Origin of the sequence: Burkholderia cepacia (assembly GCF_001718835.1) — a bacterium.
Taxonomy (GTDB): domain Bacteria; phylum Pseudomonadota; class Gammaproteobacteria; order Burkholderiales; family Burkholderiaceae; genus Burkholderia; species Burkholderia cepacia_F.
Genome location: NZ_CP013443.1, coordinates 2,831,284 through 2,853,545, shown reverse-complemented (window position 1 = coordinate 2,853,545; position 22,262 = coordinate 2,831,284). Strand labels below are relative to the sequence as shown.

Here is a 22,262-nt window from a genome sequence, read left to right as displayed (position 1 = left end):
AGCCCGCTTGCGTTCGCATGGCGGGCTTCGGTGTTGGTTGCGGGGGTAGGATTTGAACCTACGACCTTCGGGTTATGAGCCCGACGAGCTGCCAGACTGCTCCACCCCGCGGCGCGAATTGTACTCATACCCCGGCACCGCGTCAAACGAATCGTCCTGACGAGAACGTTGCGGACTCAACGTTGTTTGCTGTGATGCTACGCGTTCGCATACTGGACCGAGTTGTGGCTCCGGTTCGACCATCTTTTCCAACTTTTGGCGTGCAAGTCCGTTCAGCAATTCCTCGCCCGTCAAAAATCCACCTTCGTTTTTATCCGAGATCTGCTCGGCGAGATCCGGCTGGTGAATGGATGTAATCTTCAACAGGCCGCCCAGGCCGTCGCCGTTGCGTCAGTCGCGACCGGCAACGCTGCGCTGCGCGCCTGGTTTGACATATCCGGGTTGAGGCGGAATCGGCTCGCCGTTTCCTCGCGTCAGGCTGATTAGTTCCCACTGTGAGTAATCCTCGGTGTCCTCACGGAACGCCTCGGGCAGGAAGCCGGCGTCGAGTGCCGTATCGAGTCCCTCGAGCCAGCGGAGCGTTTCCGGTGAGGCATCTCCCTCGCACGCCGCTTTGATGTCGTCGGGTACACCTTTCATGATCGCTTGCGCCAGTGCTTTCGCCGAGACGTCCGAGCGGATAGGGCCGCCGCAGTGATTGTCGAGGTACTTCGCTTTGCTGCTGGTCGAGTACCGGTAGAGCGCCTTACCTGGTCGATCGACAGGGTGGAATTCGCACCGCCATGCGCAGCCCGAAGGGGCGGCGTAGGGTAGAAGCATCATCTTCCCGTACCCGTTCCGGATGAGCCAAATGCCCGCGCGCAGCACCTTGGCTGCCGCGTCCATAGTGGTCTGCTCTGGTGACACCTTCGAATTCGCTGCGTCGTCGGATCTGCTCATTTGCGCTCGGCACCAGTCACTTTGGACAGACAGGCTGCCTGATTGGCTTCCCGATGTCTACGGCAGCGGTTCGTGACGCGCGGTTTTCCTGGGCACGTTGCGGCTCGTGCCCGCGCTCGCGAAATACACGCGGCGCAAAAAATGGACGGCGTCGGCGTGAAGGCTGCGAGATGTTCGACGGGGAAGTGATCATAAAAAAACCTCCTGCAAAGGGATAAAGACGCCAGCGCACGGGCGTGCCAGCGAGACCGCAAGTCTTGTCCATGGCTTGCAGGAGTTATAAGTGGCTGGGGTCGTCTTGAATGTCGCCGGATAAAGCGGAGCGGGAAGACTCGCAGCGGTGACTGAAATCGCGATTGCGCCAGTCTCCGGAGTGCCTCAAAAATCACGCAATAATTACCGAATCACAGGTTTTCAAGCAATAAATTCCGATTCCGATTTTCCCTGCTTTGTCTATTTAACGTCACCGCAACTCTTCTATGTCATTTGTTTGACAGGGTGCCTAACGATTTGATAATTTCGCGAGCTTAATTCATTGCGTTTTCAGTTATTTATGCGTTTGAGCATTTCGCATGAATGAGCGGGAAGCGTTTTCCAACAAACAAAAATCAGTGATCGCGATCCAGGGCATGCCATGAATTCTCCCGTCATCCCGCGCGTATTTGCCGGCGCCCTGCCGTCGCAGGAAGCCCGGCCCTTTCGCCTCTACTGGTGCAGCCGGCGCGACGACCTCGACGGCCTGCTGCTGGTCCAGCGCATTGATATCCAGGAGTCGCTGTGCGGCGGCATCGAGGGGCAGCTTGCCTGCATCTCGACCACGGCCGGCATCCCGCTCGAAACGTTCCTCGGCGAGCCCGTCATGGTTCAGATGATGACGGACCGTGGCGATGCGCAGCCGGTCTGCGGGATCGTCACTGATGCGTACGAGGGCGAATCCGACGGGGGGCTCGCGTCCTACAGGCTGGTCATGCGCGATGGCCTGTCGGTGCTCGAGCGGCGCATGAATTTCCGCATCTTCCGCAACCTGAGCGTGGTGGACATCGTCCAGTCACTCGTGCAGGAATGGTGCAGCCGGAGTTCAACGCTGGCGGGCACGTTTGATCTCGACGTGTCCCTGCTCGACCGGTCGCAGTACCCGGTGCGCGAGCAGACGCTGCAGATCGAGGAGTCGGACGCGGATTTCATCCGCCGCCTGTGCCGCCGCGACGGGATCTCGTGGTTCGTGCGCAGCGGTCAGGCCGGTGCGGACAACAGCCGGAAGCCGTTTCACTCGCTGGTGCTGTTCGACAACACGATGAAGCTCGAACGCGCGAAGGCGGGCACCGTAGCCTACCGACCCGATGCCACGACGGGCGCCCGCGATGCGCTCACGCTGCTGTGCATGGGCCGGCAACTGGTGCCGGGCTCGATCCGGCGGGCCAGTTGGAATGCCGAACAGGCGCGGATGGACCAGATCCAGGGCAGCACGCGCGTGGACCAGGGGGCGGCCGGCAATGACCTTGCGCAGCTGCTGTCGGATGTGCGGCTCGATCCGCCGCACATGGCCGAGTCGTGGGCCGACTATGACCGCAAGGGGCGGGGTATCGTGGCCGCGCACAGCGCGGCGTCGGTGCGGGCGAACGGCGCAAGCGGCGTGCGCGACCTCGGGGTGTGCTGCTGGGTCGCGGTGACGGGTCATCCGGAGCTGGACCGGCTGCCGGAGGCGCAGCGCCGCATCATGATCACGTCGCTGCATCACCGCGGCGAGAACAATCTGCCGAAGGACCTGAACGAACGCGCGCAGGCGCTCTTCGATGCGAACCGCTGGGCGTTCGGCGAGCCGCCGGTGTCGGTCGACACGCCCGTGCGTCCGGCCGCATTCGACGGCACCGCGCCGAGCCGCTACGAGAACACCTTCAGCGGCGTGCCGCGCAGCACGCCGCTCACGCCGCAGTACGACCCGCGCGTCCACCTGCCGCGTGTGCATCCGATCACGGGCGTGGTGACGGTGCCGGATGGCGAGGAGGTGTACTGCACGGAACGCGGCGACATCTACGTGCAGATCCAGGGGCTCGATGCGGCAGACCACGCGGACGGCGCCGGCACGAGCGGCACGCCGCGCGACAGCGCCTCGGTGCGCGTGCTCGGCGGCTGGGCGGGCGACACGTTCGGCGGCCAGACCGTCCTGCGCAAGGGCATGGAAGTGCAGCTTGATTTTGCCAATGGCGATCCTGACCGGATGTATGTGGCGGGCGTCTTCAGCAACGGCAGCAACATGCCGGCGGCGATGTTCAGCCGGACAGGGGACCTGCCGGGTAACCGCTACCTGTCGGGGATGCGTTCGCAGGAAATAAAAGGCCAGCGGCACAATCAACTGCGTCTTGACGATACGCCCTCGCAGATCAGTGCTCAATTGTCCAGTGAGCATGGCTTTACCCAATTGAATCTGGGGTACCTGACGCACCCACGCGAGAACGGCCAGGGAACCGCCCGTGGTGAGGGTGCGGAACTGCGCACGGACGCGGCGGCCGCCCTGCGGGCCGCGCAGGGCATCTTGCTGACGACCTATGCGCGCTCGCAGGCGAGCGGCAATCAGCTTGACCGCGATGAACTGGTGAGACTGCTGGGCGAGTGCACGGAACTGTTCAAGTCGCTCGGCGACTACGCAGGCCAGCACGGCGGGCAGGCGGCCGACACGGCCGGGCAGGACGCGGTGGCGACTGCATTCAAGGGTTGGCAGGCGGGTGGCGGCTCCGGGAGCGAGGGCACATCAGGCGCGGGCAGTTCGCAGGCATTGATGGCCTTCGGTGCGCAGTCGGGCTCCGTGAACGTCACGCCGAAGACGCACGTGACCTACGCGGGCGGGAACATCGATCAGGTGGCGCAGCAGCATGTCCAGGTGACGGGCGGCCAACGGATCAACCTTCATGCGGGGCACGGTGTTTCGGTATTCGCGCAGTCCGAGGATTTTTCCGCCATCGCCAACCAGGGCAAGGTCAGGCTGCAGAGCCAGGCGGGCGACACGCAGATCGACTCGGCGAAGAACATCCTGCTCACGGCCGCGGGCGGCAAGCTCGCGGGCACGGCGAGCGACCAGGTGGTGTTCGTCACCTCGGGCGGTGCGTACCTGAAGCTGCACGGTGGGGATATCGAACTGGGCTGTCCCGGCAACTTCGTCGTCAAGGCAGCGGGCCACCAGTGGGGCGGCGCCGCGAGCATGAGTGCGGACCTGCCGACCTTTGACAATGCGCCGCTCGGCCGCGTGCCCCAACTGGTGAGGGCGTCCGACGGGAAGCCGGTCAGTGGCTTCGAGGGCGAAGTCCGGACCGCCTCGGGCCAGGTCGTCAAGGGTGTCACCGACAGCAACGGCAAGCTGACGCCGCTCAGCGGCAACCAGTTCGAGTCGTTCGTCGTGAACTTTTTCAAGAAGACCAGTTGAACTGAATACGGGAAGACTCAGGGAACATGACCGATTCCTCTCTTGATCCATCGGCGCCGCAGGCAGGCGCCGCGACCGATGCGGCCGGCGGTGCGGGATCGTCGCCACGCATCCAGGTCGGCAGCGGGCAGGGCATCAAGCTTTTCAGCAACAGCGACTATGTTTGCCCCAAACAGATGCCGTTGCCGGGCGTCGTCATCTTTGTCCACGGCGTGAACTCGGAAGGCGAGTGGTTTACGGCTGCCGAGGAAGGCCTGTGCCGTGGCCTGAACCGGCGGCTCGGGCGGCTCGACGACCAGATGACGTACAAGGGCGTCGAGGGCGGGCAGATGTCGCCCGTGCAATATACGGAAAGCCTGACGCCGGACGGGTATCTCAATCCCAAGCTCCTTCCCGACACCTACGTGAAGGATGATCCATCGTTCTCGCCCGTCATCCACTTTCGCTGGGGCTACAAGGCGAGCAAGGACGAGTTGAAGCTTTACGGCGCCAACGTCTTCCTGAACGAGCAGAACTACTGGGGTGGCGGCCCGTTTGCGAACGGCTGCAGCTCCCTTGCCGACCTATGGGCAAAGGGGCTCGACGACCGGGTATTTGGCTTCCTGACCGTCCAGGGGATGAACTCAACGGATCGCCTCGTCTATGCGACGCCGCCGCGCGCATACATGGTCCTGGCCGCACTGCGGCTGGCCAACCTGATCCGCTCGATCCGGGAGAAGCAGGCCGATGTGCCGATTACCGTCGTCTGTCATAGCCAGGGGAACATGGTCGGCATGACCGCGGCGTTCTTCGGCAGCAAGATGACATCCGTGAAGGACCCCCACGGCAAGACGGGTAAGTGCGTGGCGGATACCTACGTGCTGGCCAGTGCGCCGTACAGCGTCGTTGCAACGAACGCGCTTGACAACTGGTCGCAGCGCAAGAACAAGGACCCGAAGGGCGAGCATGGCCGGCAGACGTACAACTCGCGCATCCAAACCCTGGCGAACTTTTTCCAGATCATCGGCAGGCAGGCGGATAACGAGCTGGCTCCGGACGCGATCAATCGGGAGATGGAAAATGACCAGCCTTCGCCGACGAAGGGCGGCAAGCCGTACAAGGCCGAGAGCGACCGCAAAGACCACGGGCTGAAAATCGGTGAACACAATTACAAGACCTACGGGCGTGTGACGCTGTACTGCTGTCCGCACGATCAGGTGATTTCGGCGACTCCGGTGCAGGGGATTGGCTGGCGCGGGATGAGTGCTAAAGAAATCGATGCGGCCAAGGGACAGGGCATCTTTACGCAGCGCGTGTTCGCGACAAACTGGGTGGTCGGCGAAGAGTCTCTCAAGATGTACAACTACTGGGATCACGACTGGCGGGCGTCGGTAAGGAAGAATGACAAGGACTTCTTCTACCCGGCGTCGTCGAAAGCGGAATACGGGCTGGTGAGAGAGTTGCGTGGAGACCATTCTTTGCCGGGAGTGTTCGGCGCGGCCGTCGCGGCACCCTTCCTCAAGGTTGGACTCTTGCTGTTGGATATGCGGGTGAACGAGCCGCCACCGAGGATCGGGCCCAACAAGACATGGGAAGTGCCGCTGGAGGCGCCGCGGCTCGACGAACCGTTCGCGCCGCAGACGATCAAGTACGGCCGTCCGATGAAGGCGATCGAACTGGAAGGCCTCGATGGCACAAAGGTTACAAGTCAATTCAACGAGAGCTATGACCCGCCGTCGGCGGCACGCAATGCAGGCAAGAGCGCGGCCGACAGGAGTGAGAACGATCCGTACGATTCGTACAAGGTAGATACTTCGAAACTGGGCAACGGGGAAGACGCAGCGGCCACGGACGCACAGGGCACGGAGCAGAGCGAGGCGGCGCAGCGGTATGAGGATCATGCGGTCCTGCGCCAGGAGGCGCGCCGCGAAGTGCAGATTTTGAGTTCTGCGCCGGCCGACTGGGTGAATGCCGATGGCAAGGTGGTAGGGGAGGACAATCCTGCGGATGCATCCGCTGACTACAGCGCCTGGCATAAGAGCAGGATATCCAAGATCCTGATCGATGGCCAGCGCAACAACCCGACGAATCACTCGACCACGATGACCAACCCGGATCACGCGCAGAAGGCGCTGGCCTATGACGTGGCGATCGGGGTGTGTCATCTGTCGGCGGACGACTGGAAGGCGCTACGCATCGAGGCGGACTGGCGGATGTGGAAGGGCGTGGATAAAGACAATCCAGCCTGGAAATACACCAGGTATTTCACGGATGGGACGATGAAAGACGTGCCGAATGATAAGGGGATGACAGGCGAAGCGTCGCTTTACGAATGGGCGCACCGTGTTGACGAAGCCAAAATTCCCGATGGCATCGAGGATCACCGTGAGGGTTCACTTTATCTGGCGGCGAGGGCACTAGTATGAGCACGCTGCTTGAAACGTGGCCGCGTCGGGCGGGACTGGCGGTAGGCGCGATGATTGCGGCCGCCCTGGTGATGTGGATGCTGACAGTAAACGGAAGCCGGGCGATGCCCGACGGCTGGACAATGGGAGAGGTAATGAAACGACTGGTGATGCTGCCGGCCCTGCTGGCGTTTGTGGTGTTCGTGCTGGCGACGGCGTTGGTGTCCGGGCGTGCGCAGGCAGCCACGCCTCGCGAGACCGCATCGACGGCAGCAGCAGCGACAACCACGGGTAAGCCGTTCGTTGCGCAGGTGGTGGGGCTCGAATGGCTGAACCCGCTGCAGCGGCGCGATTATCCGACGGAGTGGCAGATTCTCTGGACAATGGGGCTCGTCAAGCCGAACCGCAATGACGATATGGTACGGACTGATCCGAAGAGCTTTGCGACGCTCCAATCGATTGGGGCACTTGTTAGCGGCGTCCGGGGATCGGAAACCTTCAAGGGCTTTTACGAGAAGTATGTCGATACGCTTATGCTGTTGTTCGGCGAACGGTACGTGATGAATAAAAAATACTTCTACACGGTCGCACCGGAGGACAAAAGGCAGTGGCGTGAACTGGCGGGTATCCGCGTCGAGTTTGCCTTCCCGGCTGGTCGCCTTGACCCTGCTAAGGCACACGACTATCTGCGCAATGAAATTGCCAGCGAGTTCAATATCGGCAACGTCTGGTCCCCGAATCTCTGGAGCAAGGACACCCCGCCCGATGTGCGTGTGACGCCCGGCGGCCCCAACGCGGGCTTTACCTCGCTGAACGCGGCGCTCGACTACCTGCAGGCGAACCCGCAGAAGAGCGTGTGGGTGATGAACTGGGATGCACCGAGTTTTCCGCCGAAGGACGGGCAACTCAATGAAAACATGGTGCTATTGATCCTTGCCGGCCCGGACATGAAAACCGAGCGCGCCCCGCTCGCCTGGATCGGCAAGGCTGCGACGGGCAACGTGCACGACTTCGAGGCGAAGGCCGGAACGACGCGCGCCGTCGAGGCATGGAAGGCCACGATTGCCGCTGCTGCGCAGAACGCGAACGTACCGGTGACGGACCTCAACTACGTGATCCACGACGCAGGCAAGGGCAACGATACCTCGTCGTCGCGAATTGGCACACTGGGCCGCACGCTGACCGAGACGCTGCCGGAATTCGACTTCCAGAAGCAGACCTTCAACACGCCGGGGCTGCTCGGCGAGATGGGCGCGGGTACAGCGCTGACCGACGTGGTATTGGCAATCGGCCGCGCGAACCATCTGGGCGAGCATGTACTGGTGGCGGGCACGACGGATGCCGAGCATCCGGTGGCGGTGGTGGTGAAGCCGCCGCAGCAGGTGGTGCCGATCGACGCAGGCGCAGACTGGTTCCGGGCGCGGGGCGAAAGCAATGCGTACCTGCCGTGGTGGGGACGGCGCTATGACGAGCAATACCGGCAGCAGGGCTATTCCTGGTAAACGACGGAACAAGGACGGACGCAATGCGCGGAATCATCCGGGTAGGCGATGCGACGAGTCATGGCGGCAAGGTCACGACGGGCAGCGCAATGAGCAAGGTCATGGACCGCCCGGTCGCGCGGCTCGGCGACCAGTGCGTCTGTCCGATGGACGGACACCAGAACTGCGTGATCGCAGAGGGCGATTCCGACTTCATCGTCGAAGGCAAGCCGGCCGCGTTCGATGGTCACAAGACGTCATGCGGCGCGACGCTGATTTCGAGCCTGTCGTCGTCCGGGCGTACCTGACGCGCCGGCGTATTCCCGATCTTCCCGCGGGCGGTTTTCTACCGCCCGCATTCATTTGATACGTCCGTTCTTGTTCCTGCTGCATGGATGACAACCTGCTCCCCCACTATGAGCGCGAACTGGCGCTGCTGCGCGGTTCGCTCAGCGAGTTCGCCCGGCGCTATCCGAAGCAGGCGGCGCGCCTGTTGATCTCGGGCCAGCACTCGGAAGACCCGCACGTCGAGCGTCTCATCCAGCAGGCGGCGCTGCAGAACGCACGTATCGGTGCAAAGCTCGACGACGACTACGCCGAATTCACGGAATCCCTGCTCGAAATCACCTACCCGGACTACCTGCGGCCGTTCCCGTCGTGCTCGATCGCTCGCGTCGAAGGCAGTGGCGCGACACAGCGCCTGACGCAGCCCGCCGTGCTCCGCCGTGGCACGGAAGTGAAAACGCGGACCGGTGAATATCCGTTCAGGACGGCATACGACGTTACGCTCTCGCCGCTGCGGATAGAAGGCGCACGCTACAGCCCATTCTCGTCCGCGCCCGCCAGCGTGCGGCTGCCGTCCGGCACGACCGCGGTGATCTCGCTGACGTTCGCGACGGCCACGGCCGGGATGCACCTGAGCGGTGTTGCGCCGGCGACAGCACGGGTCTTCGTCAACGGGCCACAGTCGACCGTCGCGGCGCTTATCGACGCGCTGCTGCAGCGCGCGTCGGTGTCGTTCGTCGAGGCGGAGGGCAACGGGCGTTGGGTTGCACTGCCCGCGGTACCTGTCTCGCCCGTCGGCTTTCACGACGACGAGGCGCTGCTGACAGGCAGCCAACGGGATCTGGAGGCGTCGTTCCGGCTGCTGTTCGAATACTTCGCCTTCCCGCAGAAGTTCGAGTTTCTCGACATCGATCTCGCACTGCTGCTGCGCGCGGCGGGGCCATGCGGACGGCTCACGTTGCATGTGCCCATCAGCGGCCTGCATCAGGAGTCCGCGCCCGCCGTCGCCATGAGCGACCTGTCCGCAGCGAACTTCCTGCTGTCGTGCACCCCGGTCATCAACCTGTTTCCCTGTCCGGCCGCCCCGGTGCTCTTCGAGGAAATGAAGCAGCCGGTCTATCCGCTTGTGCCGCAGACGCTGAAGCCGGAGCAGGCGCAGGTCTATGCGGTCGATGCGGTGCGCCTGACGAGACAGACGGACAGTGGCACGACGGTTGCGCCCGTCCCGCCGTATGACTCGCTTTCCCATCACAACGCACCGCAGTATGGGGATGAACGTGGCCCGGTGCCGTTCTTCTGGCTCGCGGAGCGCGACGCGCGGCTGTCGCGGTTCGTGGCCGGGCAGGACACGCTGCTGTCCTTCGTCGGTATGGATGGCCTGCCGGTCGAGCTGGACGATGGCGAACAGATCGATGCCGACCTGCGATGCACGAACGGCAACCGGCCGGCGTCGCTTGTGCACGGCGCAGCGGAGGGAGATCTGGTCTATGGCGACAAGGCGCTGGTAGGGCGGATCGCGATGCTGGTGCGGCCGACGGCCAGTACGTCCGGACCCAGGGAGAGGGGCCGGCACTGGGCGCTGCTGTCGATGATGTCCGCCGGGCCGTTCAGTCTGGATCAGAGCGGCCTGCCCGCGCTGAAGGATCTGCTCCGGCAGCATGTTCCGGACGGCCGGCAGCAGGCGCTGCGGCAGATCGACGGCATCGTGGGGCTGTGCCGCGACGAAGTGCTGGAGTGGATGACGGTTCCCGCGCCGCGGCTGGTGCGGGGGCTGAGGGTGAAGCTGACCGTCGACGAACAGGCGCTGGCAGGCCTGTCGATCGACACATTCGCGCGCGTGCTCGAAAGCGTGTTCGTGCGCTATGCCCCCGCACACAGCTTTGCGCAGCTCGTGATGCTGTCGGCGCAGAACGGCTCGGTGCTGGTGCGTGGCCGGTTGATGCCCGGCGGCATCCCGGCACTTTGAACAGGGCATCTTTACGCAGCGCGTGTTCGCGACGAACTGGAAGGTCGGCGATTTTGGGCGCAGAAGTGATGTGGATGCTGACAGCAAACGGAAGCCGGGCGCTGCCCGACGGGTGGACAATGGGAGAGGTAATGAAACGACTGGTGATGCTGCCGGCCCTGCTGGCGTTCGCTGTGTTCGTGCTGGCGACGGCGTTGGTGTCCGGGCGGGCGCAGGCAGCCACGCCTCGCGAGAACGCATCGACGGCAGCAGCCACAGCCACGGGCAAGCCATTCGTAGTGCAGGTGGTAGGGCTCGAATGGCTGAACCCGCTGCAGCGGCGCGATTATCCGACCGAGTGGCAGATCCTCTGGACGATGGGGCTTGTCAAGCCGAACCGTAACGATGACATGGTGCGCACTAACCCCAAGCGCTTCGCGACGCTCCAGTCGATCGGGTTGGTTAGCGGTGGCCGCGGATCGGAAACCTTCAAGGGCTACCATCACAAGTACATCGAAACGATTTTCAAGATCTTCGGCGAACGGTATGTGATGAATAAAAAATACTTCTACACGGTCGCACCGGAGGACAAAAGACAGTGGCGTGAACTGGCTGGCATCCACCTCGAATACGCGATTCCCGCTGGCCGCCTCGATCCCGACGAAGCCCGGGAATATGTGCGCCGCGAGATTGTCAGCGAGTTCAATATTGGCAACGTCTGGTCCCCGAATCTCTGGAGCAAGGACACCCCGCCCGATGTGCGTGTGACGCCCGGCGGCCCCAACGCGGGCTTTACCTCGCTGAACGCGGCGCTCGACTACCTGCAGGCGAACCCGCAGAAGAGCGTGTGGGTGATGAACTGGGATGCGCCGAGCTTCCCGCCGGTGGATAGCCAGCTTAACGAGAACCTGGCACTGCTGATCCTTGCCGGCCCGGACATGAAAACCGAGCGCGCCCCGCTCGCCTGGATCGGCAAGGCTGCGACGGGCAACGTGCACGACTTCGAGGCGAAGGCCGGAACGACGCGCGCCGTCGAGGCATGGAAGGCCACGATTGCCGCTGCTGCGCAGAACGCGAACGTACCGGTGACGGACCTCAACTACGTGATCCACGACGCAGGCAAGGGCAACGATACCTCGTCGTCGCGGATCGGCACACTGGGCCGTACGCTGACCGAGACGCTGCCGGAATTCGACTTCCAGAAGCAGACCTTCAACACGCCGGGGCTGCTCGGCGAGATGGGCGCGGGTACAGCGCTGACCGACGTGGTGCTGGCAATCGGCCGCGCGAACCATCTGGGCGAGCATGTACTGGTGGCGGGCACGACGGATGCCGAGCATCCGGTGGCGGTGGTGGTGAAGCCGCCGCAGCAGGTGGTGCCGATCGACGCAGGCGCAGACTGGTTCCGGGCGCGGGGCGAAAGCAATGCGTACCTGCCGTGGTGGGGACGGCGCTACGACGAGCAATACCGGCAGCAGGGCTATTCCTGGTAAACGACGGAACAAGGACGGACGCAATGCGCGGAATCATCCGGGTAGGCGAGGTGATGAAACGCCTGGTGATGTTGCAAGCCCTGCTGGCGTTCGCTGTGTTCGTGCTGGCGACGGCGTTGGTGTCCGGGCGTGCGCAGGCAGTCACGCCTCGCGAGACCGCATCGTCAGCCGAGGTTGGGGTTGTTGCTGCGGCGGGATTGTCGCAACCCCCAGAACACCCCTAGGCAAGGGGTTGTTTCTGCTGGCAGTCGATTGCGGAAGGGTGCAACAAAAACCCGCAAAGCCAAGCCTGGCAGGGTTCTCTTGTGAAACGCTGCAAAGCCCTGAAGGATATCTGGTCCCCCCGACAGGAATCGAACCTGTATCTAGCGCTTAGGAGGCGCTTGTTCTATCCATTGAACTACGGGGAGAGCCTGCGATTCCGGCGTGTCGCGCGCAGCGCGAACCGGACGGCAGTGTGGACAGCGCGCAGAGTATAGCAAACGTGCGTTCGCACCGGCACACGGAACGCGTGCCCGCGCGAATGCATTGCGCGATCAGAAATCGACGACGACAAAATCTTCCTTGCCCACGTCGCACAGCGGGCAGCGCCAGTCGGCGGGAATGTCGGCGAAGCGGGTGCCGGGTGCGATGCCTTCGTCGGGCAGCCCCTCCGCTTCGTTGTAGACCCACCCGCAAATCAGGCAGACCCAGCTCTGGTATTCGGTCACTTCGCTCATGTGGCGCTCACGATATTGAAATCAGGGTAATGCCGTCCGCAGCCTGGCCGGCGGACGAAAGGCGCAATGGTACCGGAATTTCGCCGAACGGCTCCGCAACGTCGTTTTAAACGTACGCATCGCGAACAACGCAACCGGAACACACATGCCGTACGTGCGGTGTATGCTTCCCGGGCTGTCCAACCATCAGGAGAATGCGATGCTGAACAAAAAGTGGATCGCGAGTGCGGTATGCGTGGCGGCGATGGCCGTGTCGACGGTCGCGCGGGCCGAGGCGCGCGTATATTTCGTCGAGCCGGCGGAAGGCGCGACAGTGCGGACCCCCGTACACGTGAAGTTCGGTCTCGAAGGCGACATGCAGCTCCGGCAGGCCGGCGACATGACGCCGGATACCGGCCATCATCACCTGCTGATCGACGGCCGGCCGATTCCGAAGGGCGACGTGATTCCGGCTGGCGAGCGTTCGCTGCACTTCGGCAAGGCGCAGACCGAAACCGAGATCAGGCTGCCGCCCGGCCAGCACACGCTGACACTGCAGTTCGGCGACGGCGCGCACCGCTCGTACGGCCCCGAAATGAGCCAGACCATCGTCGTCAACGCCCAGTAAGCGGCGAACCCGTGCGGGTGGCCCGGCGGTCCGCGCGAGGGGCCGCACGGGCCCTCCGCAACCAGCCGTTCCGCACCCGCCGCCCACGCCCGCCGCCCGGCAACCGGCCCGCACGGGCCGGCCTTGCGGCATCATCCGTCCGGCCATACCGGTGCCGGCGCCCGCGACCGGTACAATGGGCGCTTCCGATTTCTCTCTTCGCCGTCTCCCCATGTCGCTCTATTCCATTACCGGCGCGCAGCTCGCGTTCGGTCACGTCGCGTTGCTCGATCACGCGGATTTCTCGCTGGAAGCCGGCGAGCGCGTCGGCCTGATCGGCCGCAACGGCGCGGGCAAGTCGTCGCTGCTGAAGATCGTCGCCGGGCTCGCGAAGCCCGACGACGGGCTGGTCACGCGCCAGCAGGAGCTCGTGACCGTCTATGTGCCGCAGGAGCCCGAATTCGAGCCGGGCGCGACGGTGTTCGATGCGGTCGCGTCGGGGCTCGCGCACACGCGCGAAGTGCTCGAAGAATACGATTCGATCGCGCACCGCCTCGCGGATACGCCCGAAGGCGCTGAACACGATGCATTGCTCGCGCGGATGAACGCGCTGCAGTCGTCGCTCGACGCGCACGACGCATGGAACTGGCGCACGCGCGTGTCGATGACGCTCGCGCAGATCGGCCTGGCGGACGTCGACGCGCGCGTCGACGCGCTGTCGGGCGGGATGCAGAAGCGGGTCGCGCTGGCGCGCGCGCTGGTGTTGCAGCCCGACGTGCTGCTGCTCGACGAACCGACCAACCACCTCGACTTCGACGGCATCCGCTGGCTGGAAGAGCTGCTCGTCGCGCAGCGCGCGGGCCTGCTGTTCATCACGCACGATCGCGCGTTCCTCGACCGCGTCGCGACGCGCATCGTCGATCTCGACCGCGGCCGGCTGCTGTCGTACCCGGGCAATTTCTCCGCCTACCAGACGCGCAAGGCGCAGCAGCTCGAAGTCGAGCGCGTGGAAAACGAGAAGTTCGACAAGCTGCTCGCGCAGGAGGAAGTGTGGATCCGCAAGGGCGTCGAAGCGCGCCGCACGCGCAGCGTCGGCCGCATCGCGCGGCTCGTGCAGATGCGAAACGAGCGCGCGGAGCGCCGCAATTCGCAGGGCAACGTGAAGCTCGACGTCGCGCAGGGCGAGAAGTCCGGCAAGATCGTCGCGGAGCTGACCGACGTGACGAAGCGCTACGGCGGCCGCACGGTCGTCGATCGCTTCTCGACGACGGTGATGCGCGGCGACAAGATCGGCTTCATCGGCCCGAACGGCGCCGGCAAGACGACGCTGCTGAAGCTGATTCTCGGCGAACTGAAGCCCGACGAAGGCACGGTGCGCACCGGCACGAACCTGCAGGTCGCGTATTTCGACCAGATGCGCGCGCAGCTCGACCAGGAAAAGAGCCTCGCGGATACCATCAGCCCCGGCAGCGAATGGGTCGAGATCGGCGGCGTGCGCAAGCACGTGATGAGCTATCTCGGCGATTTCCTGTTCGCGCCGGAGCGCGCGCGTTCGCCGGTGAAGTCGCTGTCGGGCGGCGAGCGCAACCGGCTGCTGCTCGCGCGCCTGTTCGCGCGTCCGGCCAACGTGCTGGTGCTCGACGAACCGACCAACGACCTCGACATCCCGACGCTCGAACTGCTGGAGGAGCTGCTGGCCGACTACGACGGCACGGTGCTGCTCGTCAGCCACGATCGTGCGTTCCTCGACAACGTCGTGACGTCGGTGATCGCGTCCGAGGGCGACGGCAAGTGGCGCGAATATGTCGGCGGCTTCACCGACTGGCAGATCCAGAGCGCGCGCGCGGATCAGCTCGCGCAGCAGGAAGCGGCGAAGCGCGCGGTGAAGGAAGCGGCGCCCGTCAAGGACGAGCCGGCAAAAAGCGCTGCGGGCCGCAACGCGCAGCGCACGGTGAAGCTGTCGTTCAACGAGCAGCGCGAGCTCGATTCGCTGCCCGACCGGATCGCGATGCTCGAGGAAGAACAGAAGACGATCGGCGCACAGCTCGAAGACGGTTCGATCTTCGCGAAGGATCCGCAGGAAGGCACGCGCCTGACCGAGCGGTTCGCGGCGATCGACGACGAATTGCTCGCGGCGCTCGAGCGGTGGGAAACGCTCGAGGCGAAGCGCAAGCCGTGACGCGGGGCGGGGCGGCCCGTCGCGCGCGCGTGCGCCGCCGTGCTGCACCGCCGCGCTTTTCGTCCGATGGCGCGCCGCGCGGAACCAGTAGAATACGGCCCGTTTCGGGCGCTCGCGGCGTGCGCCGCGCGCCCGCTTTCGGAGCAGTCCAAGCACACCGTTGTTTCGATTCGCTTTTTTACGGAACTCAACGTTTTGTCCACGACGTTATCCACACGAGGTGTGGACAACGTCCCGATGAATGACGAAATTCAGCGCCTATGTCAACGAAGAAACCCAGCGCGGCCTATAGCGAAGCATCGATCAAGGTGCTCAAGGGTCTCGAGCCGGTCAAGCAGCGGCCCGGCATGTACACCCGTACCGAGAATCCGCTGCACATCATCCAGGAAGTCATCGACAACGCGTCCGACGAGGCGCTCGGCGGCTACGGCAAGCAGATCACGGTCACGCTGCATGCCGATCAGTCGGTCTCGGTCGAGGACGACGGCCGCGGCATCCCGTTCGGCATGCACCCCGAAGAAGGCGTGCCGGTCGTCGAGATCGTATTCACGCGCCTGCACGCGGGCGGCAAGTTCGACAAGGCCGCGGGCGGCGCCTACACGTTCTCCGGCGGCCTGCACGGCGTCGGCGTGTCGGTGACGAACGCGCTCGCGACACGCCTCGACGTGACGGTCTGGCGCGACGGCAAGATCGCGGAACTCGGCTTCGCCGAAGGCGACGTGGTGAAGCCGCTCGCGACGCAGGGCGCGGGCCGCGGCGAAAAGAAATCCGGCACGCGCGTGCAGGTATGGCCGAACCCGAAGTATTTCGATTCGCCGAACCTGCCGCTCGGCGAGCTGCAGCGCCTGCTGCGCTCGAAGGCCGTGCTGCTGCCGGGCGTCGAGGTCGTGCTCGTCAACGAAAAGAGCGGCGAGCGCCAGACGTGGAAATATGAAGACGGCCTGCGCGGCTACCTGCTCGACGAAATGAACGGCAGCGAGCTGCTGATTCCGCTGTTCGAGGGCGAGCGTTTCGCCGATTCGCGTTCGGGCGACGACACCTTCGCCGAAGGCGAGGGCGCGTCGTGGGTCGTCGCGTGGAGCGAGGAAGGTTCGCTCGTGCGCGAGTCGTACGTGAACCTGATCCCGACGCCGGCCGGCGGCACGCACGAATCCGGCCTGCGCGACGGTCTCTACCAGGCGGTGAAAAGCTTCGTCGAACTGCACAACCTGCAGCCGAAGGGCGTGAAGCTGCTCGCGGAAGACGTCTTCGCGCGCGTGTCGTTCGTGCTGTCCGCGAAGGTGCTCGATCCGCAGTTCCAGGGGCAGATCAAGGAACGCCTGAACAGCCGCGACGCGGTGAAGCTCGTGTCGTCGTTCTCGCGTCCGGCGCTCGAGCTGTGGCTGAACCAGCACGTCGAGCACGGCAGGAAGCTCGCCGAACTCGTGATCAAGCAGGCGCAGGCGCGCACACGCGCGGGCCAGAAGGTCGAGAAGCGCAAGAGCTCGGGCGTCGCGGTGCTGCCCGGCAAGCTGACCGACTGCGAGACCGAGGACATTACGCGCAACGAACTGTTCCTCGTCGAGGGCGACTCGGCGGGCGGTTCCGCGAAGATGGGCCGCGACAAGGAATACCAGGCGATCCTGCCGCTACGCGGCAAGGTGCTGAACACCTGGGAAACCGAGCGCGACCGCCTGTTCGCGAACAACGAGGTGCACGACATCTCGGTGGCGATCGGCGTCGATCCGCACAGCCCCGACGACAGCGTCGACCTGTCGAACCTGCGCTACGGCAAGATCTGCATCCTGTCGGACGCGGACGTCGACGGCTCGCACATCCAGGTGCTGCTGCTCACGCTGTTCTTCAAGCATTTCCCGCAACTGATCGAGCGCGGCCACGTGTGCGTCGCGCGGCCGCCGCTGTTCCGCGTCGATGCGCCGGCACGCGGCAAGAAGGCGGCGCAGAAGCTCTATGCGCTCGACGAGGGCGAACTGGAAGCGATTCTCGACAAGCTGCGCAAGGACGGCGTGCGCGAGACGCAATGGAGCATCAGCCGCTTCAAGGGTCTCGGCGAAATGAGCGCCGAGCAGCTGTGGGATACGACGATGAACCCCGACACGCGCCGCCTGATGCCGGTGAAGCTCGGCGAACTCGATTACGAGTCGACCGTCGCGCGCATGACGATGCTGATGGGCAAGGGCGAGGCAGCCGCGCGACGCGGCTGGCTCGAGGAAAAGGGCAACGACGTCGAAGCGGACATTTAAGCCGGGAATCCGCGCGGCCGGGCATGACGCCCGGCCCGGCCTCACGCCACTTACGAATACGGAATTCAGATGGACGACAACACCTCCGATCTCTTTGCCGGCTCCGACGCGCCAGAGAGCGATGCGCTGACGCTCGGCAACTACGCGGAGCAGGCGTATCTCAGCTATGCGGTCAGCGTCGTGAAGAGCCGCGCGCTGCCCGACGTGTGCGACGGCCAGAAGCCGGTGCAGCGCCGGATCCTGTTCGCGATGAACGAAATGGGCCTCGGCCCGGACGCGAAGCCGGTGAAGTCGGCGCGCGTCGTCGGCGACGTGCTCGGTAAATACCATCCGCACGGCGACCAGTCGGCGTACGACGCACTCGTGCGACTCGCGCAGGATTTCTCGCTGCGCTACCCGCTGATCGACGGGCAGGGCAACTTCGGCTCGCGCGACGGCGACGGCGCGGCGGCGATGCGGTACACCGAAGCGCGGCTCACGCCGATCTCGAAGCTGCTGCTCGACGAGATCGACCAGGGCACGGTCGACTTCATGCCGAATTACGACGGCTCGTTCGAGGAGCCGAAGACACTGCCGAGCCGCATGCCGTTCGTACTGCTGAACGGCGCGTCGGGCATCGCGGTCGGTCTCGCCACCGAAATCCCGTCGCACAACCTGCGCGAGGTCGCGGCGGCGGCGGTCGCGTTGATCCGCAATCCGAAGCTCTCGCACGCGGAGCTGATGAACCTGATCCCCGGCCCGGATTTCCCGGGCGGCGGCCAGATCATCTCGAGCGACGCCGAAATCGCGACGGCCTATGAAACCGGCCGCGGCAGCCTGAAGGTGCGCGCGCGCTGGAAGATCGAGGATCTCGCGCGCGGCCAGTGGCAACTGGTCGTCACCGAGCTGCCGCCGAACACGTCGGGCCAGAAGGTGCTCGAGGAAATCGAGGAGCTGACGAACCCGAAGCTCAAGCTCGGCAAGAAGACGCTCACGCCCGAGCAGCTCAACACGAAGAAGGCGATGCTCGACCTGCTCGAAGCGGTGCGCGACGAGTCGGGCAAGGAAGCGGCGGTGCGGCTCGTGTTCGAGCCGAAGTCGCGCACGATCGACCAGACGGAATTCGTGAACACGCTGCTCGCGCACACGAGCCTCGAATCGAACGCGACGCTGAACCTCGTGATGATCGGCGCCGATGGCCGGCCGGGCCAGAAGGGGCTGCTGACGATCCTCGACGAATGGGTGAAGTTCCGCCAGCTGACGATGACGCGCCGTTGCCGCCATCGTCTCGCGAAGGTCGACGATCGCATCCACATCCTCGAAGGGCGGATGATCGTCTTCCTGAACATCGACGAGGTGATCCGCATCATCCGCGAGTCGGACGAGCCGAAGGCCGCGCTGATGAGCGCGTTCGGCCTCAGCGAACGGCAGGCGGAAGACATTCTCGAGATCCGGCTGCGCCAGCTCGCGCGGCTCGAGAAGATCAAGATCGAGAAGGAACTCGAAGCGCTGCGCGACGAGAAGGCGAAGCTCGAGGAACTGCTCGCGAACGAAAGCGCGATGAAGCGGCTGATGATCAAGGAGATCGAGGCCGACGCGAAGCAGTACGGCGACGATCGCCGCACGCTGATCCAGCAGGAAAAGCGCGCGACGTTCGAGGCGAAGGTGGTCGACGAACCGGTGACGGTGGTCGTGTCGCAGAAGGGCTGGGTGCGGGCGCTGAAGGGCCACGGGCTCGACCCGGCCGGCTTCACGTTCAAGGCCGGCGACCATCTGTACGCGGCGTTCCAGTGCCGCACGCCGGACCGCCTGATCGCGTGGGGCAGCAGCGGCCGCGTGTATTCGGTCGACGTGTCGGTGCTGCCGGGCGGGCGCGGTGACGGCGTGCCGGTCACGTCGCTGATCGAGCTCGAATCGGGCTCGCACCTGATGCACTACTACGCGGCGCCGGCTGACCAGCAACTGCTGCTCGCGTCGAGCAACGGCTTCGGCTTCCTCGCGAAGGTCGGCGACATGGTGAGCCGCGTGAAGGCCGGCAAGTCGTTCATGACCATCGATGCGGGCGCGGTGCCGCTCGCGCCGATGCCGGTGCTGCCGAACGCGACGCAGGTCGCGTGCCTGTCGAGCGGCGGCCGCCTGCTGGTGTTCGGGATGGACGAGATGAAGACGCTGTCCGGCGGCGGTCGCGGCGTGATCCTGATGGCGCTCGACGACAAGGAAACGCTCGTTCAGGCGCTCGCGATCGATCCGGCCGGCGTCGTGCTGATCGGTACCGGCCGCGGCGGCAAGGCGCAGGACGAGACGCTGTCGTATGCGGGGCTGGCGCCGCACGTCGGCAAGCGCGCACGCAAGGGCCGCGCGCCGGAGACGAAGCTCAAGGTCGTCAACGAGCTGCGTCCGCTGCTCGGCTGAGCGCGCGTTCGGGCGGCATCACGGGCCGCACGGCCGCTTCGGCGGGCGTGCGGCCTTTTTCATGCGCGGCATGCCGGGTCGTCACTCGGCACTTGCAAAATATTGTGAAATCCCGCCACGGGCCTGAACCGCGCGAGGCTGCGCCTGTCGAACGTCGCTCGATGCCGCGTGCGTGCCGGTTGGCGCGCAACCCGTTCGCGCATCGCGCAGGCCCGCCGCATGCCCGGCCGGTCCGACGTATTCAACTCATAACAGGATGCTCGCCATGTCCCACGCTGTCTCCGTCGCGCTGTTTCTTCATCTGCTGGCCGTCGCCGTGTGGGTGGGCGGGATGGTCTTCGCCAACTTCTGCCTGCGTCCGGCGCTGTCCGACCTGTCGCCGCAGCTTCGGTTGCCGCTGATCGAAGGCGTGTTCGGCCGCTTCTTCAACTGGGTGTCGGGTGCCGTGATCGTGATCCTGCTGTCCGGCGGCTTCCTGCTCGTGGAATTCGGTGGCGCGCACGCAACGTGGTCGCTGCATGCGATGGCCGGGCTCGGCGTCGTGATGATGCTGATCTTCGGGCATATCCGCTTCGCGCTGTTCCCGCGCATCCGTCGTGCGGTGCAGGCGCAGAAGTGGCCGGACGGCGCGCGCGCGGTGAATACGGTGCGCCTGCTCGTCCTCGTGAACCTCGTGCTTGGCGTCGTCACGATCGGCGCGGCGGTGTTGTCGCGCGGCTTCTGACGGCAGCGGCCGACCGCGTGCGCGGCCGCGCCGCTCAGTCGGCGAGCATCGCATCGAGCAGCCATGAGCCGACCGGGCCGAGCGGCCGGTTGCGCGACCAGACCGCATCGACGCGCACGCGGCGCGGCCAGCCGCGCGCCCGCAGTTCGCACAGGCGATCGCGCGCGAAGTGGTCGACCATCCAGCGCGGCAGCTCGGCCCAGCCGAACCCCTGCACGGCCATCTCCAGCAGCATCAGGTAGCTCGGCGCCGACCAGCGGTGGGCGCCGGCGACGATCCGGCCGTCTTCGCCGCGCCCGTCCGGCATCGCATAGGTATTGAGGCGCAGTTCGCGCACGTCGCGCAGCGCGGCGTGCGGCACGTCGGCGTCGCCGTATTCGGCGAGCGCGTGCGTGCGGCCGACGAACAGCCCGATCTCCGATTCCTCCGCGATCGTCGCCGCGCCGATGTCGGCCGGGTAGGCCGCGCGCGCGGCCATCAGCCCGAGCTGTGCGCGCCCTTGCTGGATCAGGTCGAGCACGTCGTCGTGCTCGGCGATCTGGCATTCGAACTCGAGCGCGGGAAAGCGCCGCTCGAGCGCCGTCAACGTTTCCTCGTAGCGCTTCGACTGGTACGTATCGGATACGACGAGCGTCAGCCGTGCTTCCTCGCCGCGCGCGAGCCGCGCGGCCGTGCGGTCGATTGCCGCGCCGGCCTCGAGTGCGCGCTGCACCTGCGGCAGCAGCGCCCGCCCGGCGTCGGTCAGCGTCGGCGCGCGTGTCGAGCGGTCGAACAACTGCACGCCGAGATCGATCTCGAGGTTCGCGATCGCCTCAGACACCGTCGACTGGCGCTTGCCGAGCTTGCGCGCGGCGGCCGTGAACGAGCCGAGCAGCGCGGCTTCGGCGAATGCGAGCAGGGCTTCGGGGGCGTGGCGCATACGGGATCTCCTGGCATCGTCTTATCGGAAAAACCGATGATAACCAATTGGAATCATCCGGTCAGGCCGATCAGAATGGCGGGCATGGATGACACAGGACCCGAGGTTTGCGATGAAACATACGAATAAAACGATGACGGAACGGTTGCTGCATGCACTGACGTTCGAGCTGGTCGCGATCGCGCTGTGCGCGCCGCTCGGCGCGTGGCTGCTCGACATGCCGGTGTCGCACGTCGGCGTGCTGACGGTGATGGTGTCGCTGATCGCGATGGCGTGGAACATGGCGTTCAATACGCTGTTCGACCGGCTCGAGCGGCGCTTCGGCTGGGTGCGCAACGTGGGCCTGCGGATCGTGCACGCGGTCGCGTTCGAACTGGGGCTCGTCGCGATGGTCGTGCCGCTCGCCGCATGGTGGCTCGGCATCGGCCTCGTCGAGGCGCTGCTGCTCGACCTCGGCATCGTGCTGTTCTTCCTGCCTTATACGTTCGCCTTCAACCTCGCGTACGACAGCCTGCGGGCGCGCCGGCTCGCGCGACGCGTCGCCGCGTGAGCCGCA

At 65.1% G+C, this 22,262-nt stretch carries 16 protein-coding genes and 2 tRNA genes; 13 read left to right on the top strand and 5 right to left on the bottom strand.

Annotated features, from left to right (window positions below):
* Positions 1-34: 34 nt before the first annotated feature.
* Both WT26_RS16340 and WT26_RS16335 read right to left on the bottom strand, forming a co-directional pair.
* Positions 35-111: transfer RNA gene (locus tag WT26_RS16340), tRNA-Met, on the bottom strand.
* 279 nt (positions 112-390) lie between these two features.
* Positions 391-939: a hypothetical protein gene (locus WT26_RS16335; protein ID WP_155123120.1), complete on the bottom strand. Its 549-nt coding sequence runs from the start codon at positions 937-939 to the stop codon at positions 391-393.
* 634 nt (positions 940-1,573) lie between these two features.
* Between WT26_RS16335 and WT26_RS16330 the strand changes: the two genes are divergently transcribed.
* From WT26_RS16330 to WT26_RS16300, 7 genes are all read left to right on the top strand, one after another.
* Positions 1,574-4,357, top strand: a complete 2,784-nt coding sequence (locus WT26_RS16330; RefSeq protein WP_069270445.1) for a type VI secretion system Vgr family protein — start codon at positions 1,574-1,576, stop codon at positions 4,355-4,357.
* A 26-nt stretch (positions 4,358-4,383) separates the two neighbouring features.
* Complete coding sequence (locus WT26_RS16325) at positions 4,384-6,762, top strand: effector protein Tle3 domain-containing protein (protein ID WP_155123119.1); 2,379 nt, start codon at positions 4,384-4,386, stop codon at positions 6,760-6,762.
* The gene (locus WT26_RS16320; protein ID WP_069270444.1) at positions 6,759-8,243 is read left to right on the top strand and encodes a virulence factor; all 1,485 of its coding nucleotides are present in this window, start codon (positions 6,759-6,761) and stop codon (positions 8,241-8,243) included. The genes WT26_RS16325 and WT26_RS16320 overlap by 4 nt, the downstream gene beginning before the upstream one ends.
* Before the next feature lie 23 nt (positions 8,244-8,266).
* The gene (locus tag WT26_RS16315) at positions 8,267-8,530 is read left to right on the top strand and encodes a PAAR domain-containing protein (RefSeq protein WP_069270443.1); all 264 of its coding nucleotides are present in this window, start codon (positions 8,267-8,269) and stop codon (positions 8,528-8,530) included.
* 83 nt (positions 8,531-8,613) lie between these two features.
* Positions 8,614-10,473, top strand: a complete 1,860-nt coding sequence (tssF, locus tag WT26_RS16310) for a type VI secretion system baseplate subunit TssF (RefSeq protein ID WP_069270442.1) — start codon at positions 8,614-8,616, stop codon at positions 10,471-10,473.
* Positions 10,474-10,541: 68 nt separating this feature from the next.
* A complete protein-coding gene (locus WT26_RS16305) occupies positions 10,542-11,945 on the top strand; it encodes a virulence factor (RefSeq protein ID WP_230461581.1) in 1,404 nt (467 codons plus the stop codon).
* Positions 11,946-11,968: 23 nt separating this feature from the next.
* Positions 11,969-12,169 carry a hypothetical protein gene (locus WT26_RS16300; protein WP_059908629.1) on the top strand — a complete coding sequence of 67 codons (201 nt, stop codon included), beginning with the start codon at positions 11,969-11,971 and terminating at the stop codon, positions 12,167-12,169.
* 111 nt (positions 12,170-12,280) lie between these two features.
* Here WT26_RS16300 and WT26_RS16295 read toward each other — a convergent pair.
* A tRNA-Arg gene (locus tag WT26_RS16295) sits at positions 12,281-12,355 on the bottom strand.
* Positions 12,356-12,481: 126 nt separating this feature from the next.
* A complete protein-coding gene (locus WT26_RS16290) occupies positions 12,482-12,664 on the bottom strand; it encodes a rubredoxin (protein WP_006398668.1) in 183 nt (60 codons plus the stop codon).
* Positions 12,665-12,863: 199 nt separating this feature from the next.
* Between WT26_RS16290 and WT26_RS16285 the strand changes: the two genes are divergently transcribed.
* The 5 genes from WT26_RS16285 to WT26_RS16265 all read left to right on the top strand — a co-directional run bounded on the left by WT26_RS16285 (position 12,864) and on the right by WT26_RS16265 (position 20,787).
* Positions 12,864-13,271: a DUF4399 domain-containing protein gene (locus tag WT26_RS16285; RefSeq protein ID WP_069273784.1), complete on the top strand. Its 408-nt coding sequence runs from the start codon at positions 12,864-12,866 to the stop codon at positions 13,269-13,271.
* 175 nt (positions 13,272-13,446) lie between these two features.
* Complete coding sequence (locus tag WT26_RS16280) at positions 13,447-15,429, top strand: ATP-binding cassette domain-containing protein (protein WP_196774775.1); 1,983 nt, start codon at positions 13,447-13,449, stop codon at positions 15,427-15,429.
* 260 nt (positions 15,430-15,689) lie between these two features.
* Positions 15,690-17,672 (top strand): DNA topoisomerase IV subunit B, encoded by a 1,983-nt coding sequence (gene parE / locus WT26_RS16275; RefSeq protein ID WP_059732945.1) that lies wholly within the window; start codon positions 15,690-15,692, stop codon positions 17,670-17,672.
* A 69-nt stretch (positions 17,673-17,741) separates the two neighbouring features.
* A complete protein-coding gene (parC, locus tag WT26_RS16270) occupies positions 17,742-20,063 on the top strand; it encodes a DNA topoisomerase IV subunit A (protein WP_069273275.1) in 2,322 nt (773 codons plus the stop codon).
* Between the two features lie 265 nt (positions 20,064-20,328).
* Positions 20,329-20,787: a CopD family protein gene (locus WT26_RS16265; protein ID WP_021158534.1), complete on the top strand. Its 459-nt coding sequence runs from the start codon at positions 20,329-20,331 to the stop codon at positions 20,785-20,787.
* Between the two features lie 34 nt (positions 20,788-20,821).
* On the opposite strand, the gene WT26_RS16260 is transcribed toward WT26_RS16265, so the two are convergent.
* Positions 20,822-21,706 (bottom strand): LysR family transcriptional regulator, encoded by an 885-nt coding sequence (locus WT26_RS16260; protein WP_069273274.1) that lies wholly within the window; start codon positions 21,704-21,706, stop codon positions 20,822-20,824.
* A gap of 112 nt (positions 21,707-21,818) precedes the next feature.
* Here WT26_RS16260 and WT26_RS16255 point away from each other — a divergent pair, with 112 nt between their 5' ends.
* Positions 21,819-22,256, top strand: a complete 438-nt coding sequence (locus tag WT26_RS16255; RefSeq protein ID WP_069273273.1) for a multidrug/biocide efflux PACE transporter — start codon at positions 21,819-21,821, stop codon at positions 22,254-22,256.
* The last annotated feature ends 6 nt before the right edge of the window (positions 22,257-22,262 follow it).

Bases quoted from the DNA above. Each gene is read 5' to 3' on its own strand.
- parE (WP_059732945.1), top strand. From the start codon at position 15,690: ATGTCAACGAAGAAACCCAGCGCGGCCTATAGCGAAGCATCGATCAAG.
- WT26_RS16265 (WP_021158534.1), top strand. From the start codon at position 20,329: ATGTCCCACGCTGTCTCCGTCGCGCTGTTTCTTCATCTGCTGGCCGTC.
- WT26_RS16315 (WP_069270443.1), top strand. From the start codon at position 8,267: ATGCGCGGAATCATCCGGGTAGGCGATGCGACGAGTCATGGCGGCAAG.
- WT26_RS16300 (WP_059908629.1), top strand. From the start codon at position 11,969: ATGCGCGGAATCATCCGGGTAGGCGAGGTGATGAAACGCCTGGTGATG.
- WT26_RS16320 (WP_069270444.1), top strand. From the start codon at position 6,759: ATGAGCACGCTGCTTGAAACGTGGCCGCGTCGGGCGGGACTGGCGGTA.
- WT26_RS16325 (WP_155123119.1), top strand. From the start codon at position 4,384: ATGACCGATTCCTCTCTTGATCCATCGGCGCCGCAGGCAGGCGCCGCG.
- WT26_RS16290 (WP_006398668.1), bottom strand. From the start codon at position 12,664: ATGAGCGAAGTGACCGAATACCAGAGCTGGGTCTGCCTGATTTGCGGG.
- WT26_RS16255 (WP_069273273.1), top strand. From the start codon at position 21,819: ATGAAACATACGAATAAAACGATGACGGAACGGTTGCTGCATGCACTG.
- WT26_RS16280 (WP_196774775.1), top strand. From the start codon at position 13,447: ATGGGCGCTTCCGATTTCTCTCTTCGCCGTCTCCCCATGTCGCTCTAT.
- WT26_RS16285 (WP_069273784.1), top strand. From the start codon at position 12,864: ATGCTGAACAAAAAGTGGATCGCGAGTGCGGTATGCGTGGCGGCGATG.
- tssF (WP_069270442.1), top strand. From the start codon at position 8,614: ATGGATGACAACCTGCTCCCCCACTATGAGCGCGAACTGGCGCTGCTG.
- WT26_RS16305 (WP_230461581.1), top strand. From the start codon at position 10,542: ATGTGGATGCTGACAGCAAACGGAAGCCGGGCGCTGCCCGACGGGTGG.
- WT26_RS16330 (WP_069270445.1), top strand. From the start codon at position 1,574: ATGAATTCTCCCGTCATCCCGCGCGTATTTGCCGGCGCCCTGCCGTCG.
- WT26_RS16335 (WP_155123120.1), bottom strand. From the start codon at position 939: ATGAGCAGATCCGACGACGCAGCGAATTCGAAGGTGTCACCAGAGCAG.
- WT26_RS16260 (WP_069273274.1), bottom strand. From the start codon at position 21,706: ATGCGCCACGCCCCCGAAGCCCTGCTCGCATTCGCCGAAGCCGCGCTG.
- parC (WP_069273275.1), top strand. From the start codon at position 17,742: ATGGACGACAACACCTCCGATCTCTTTGCCGGCTCCGACGCGCCAGAG.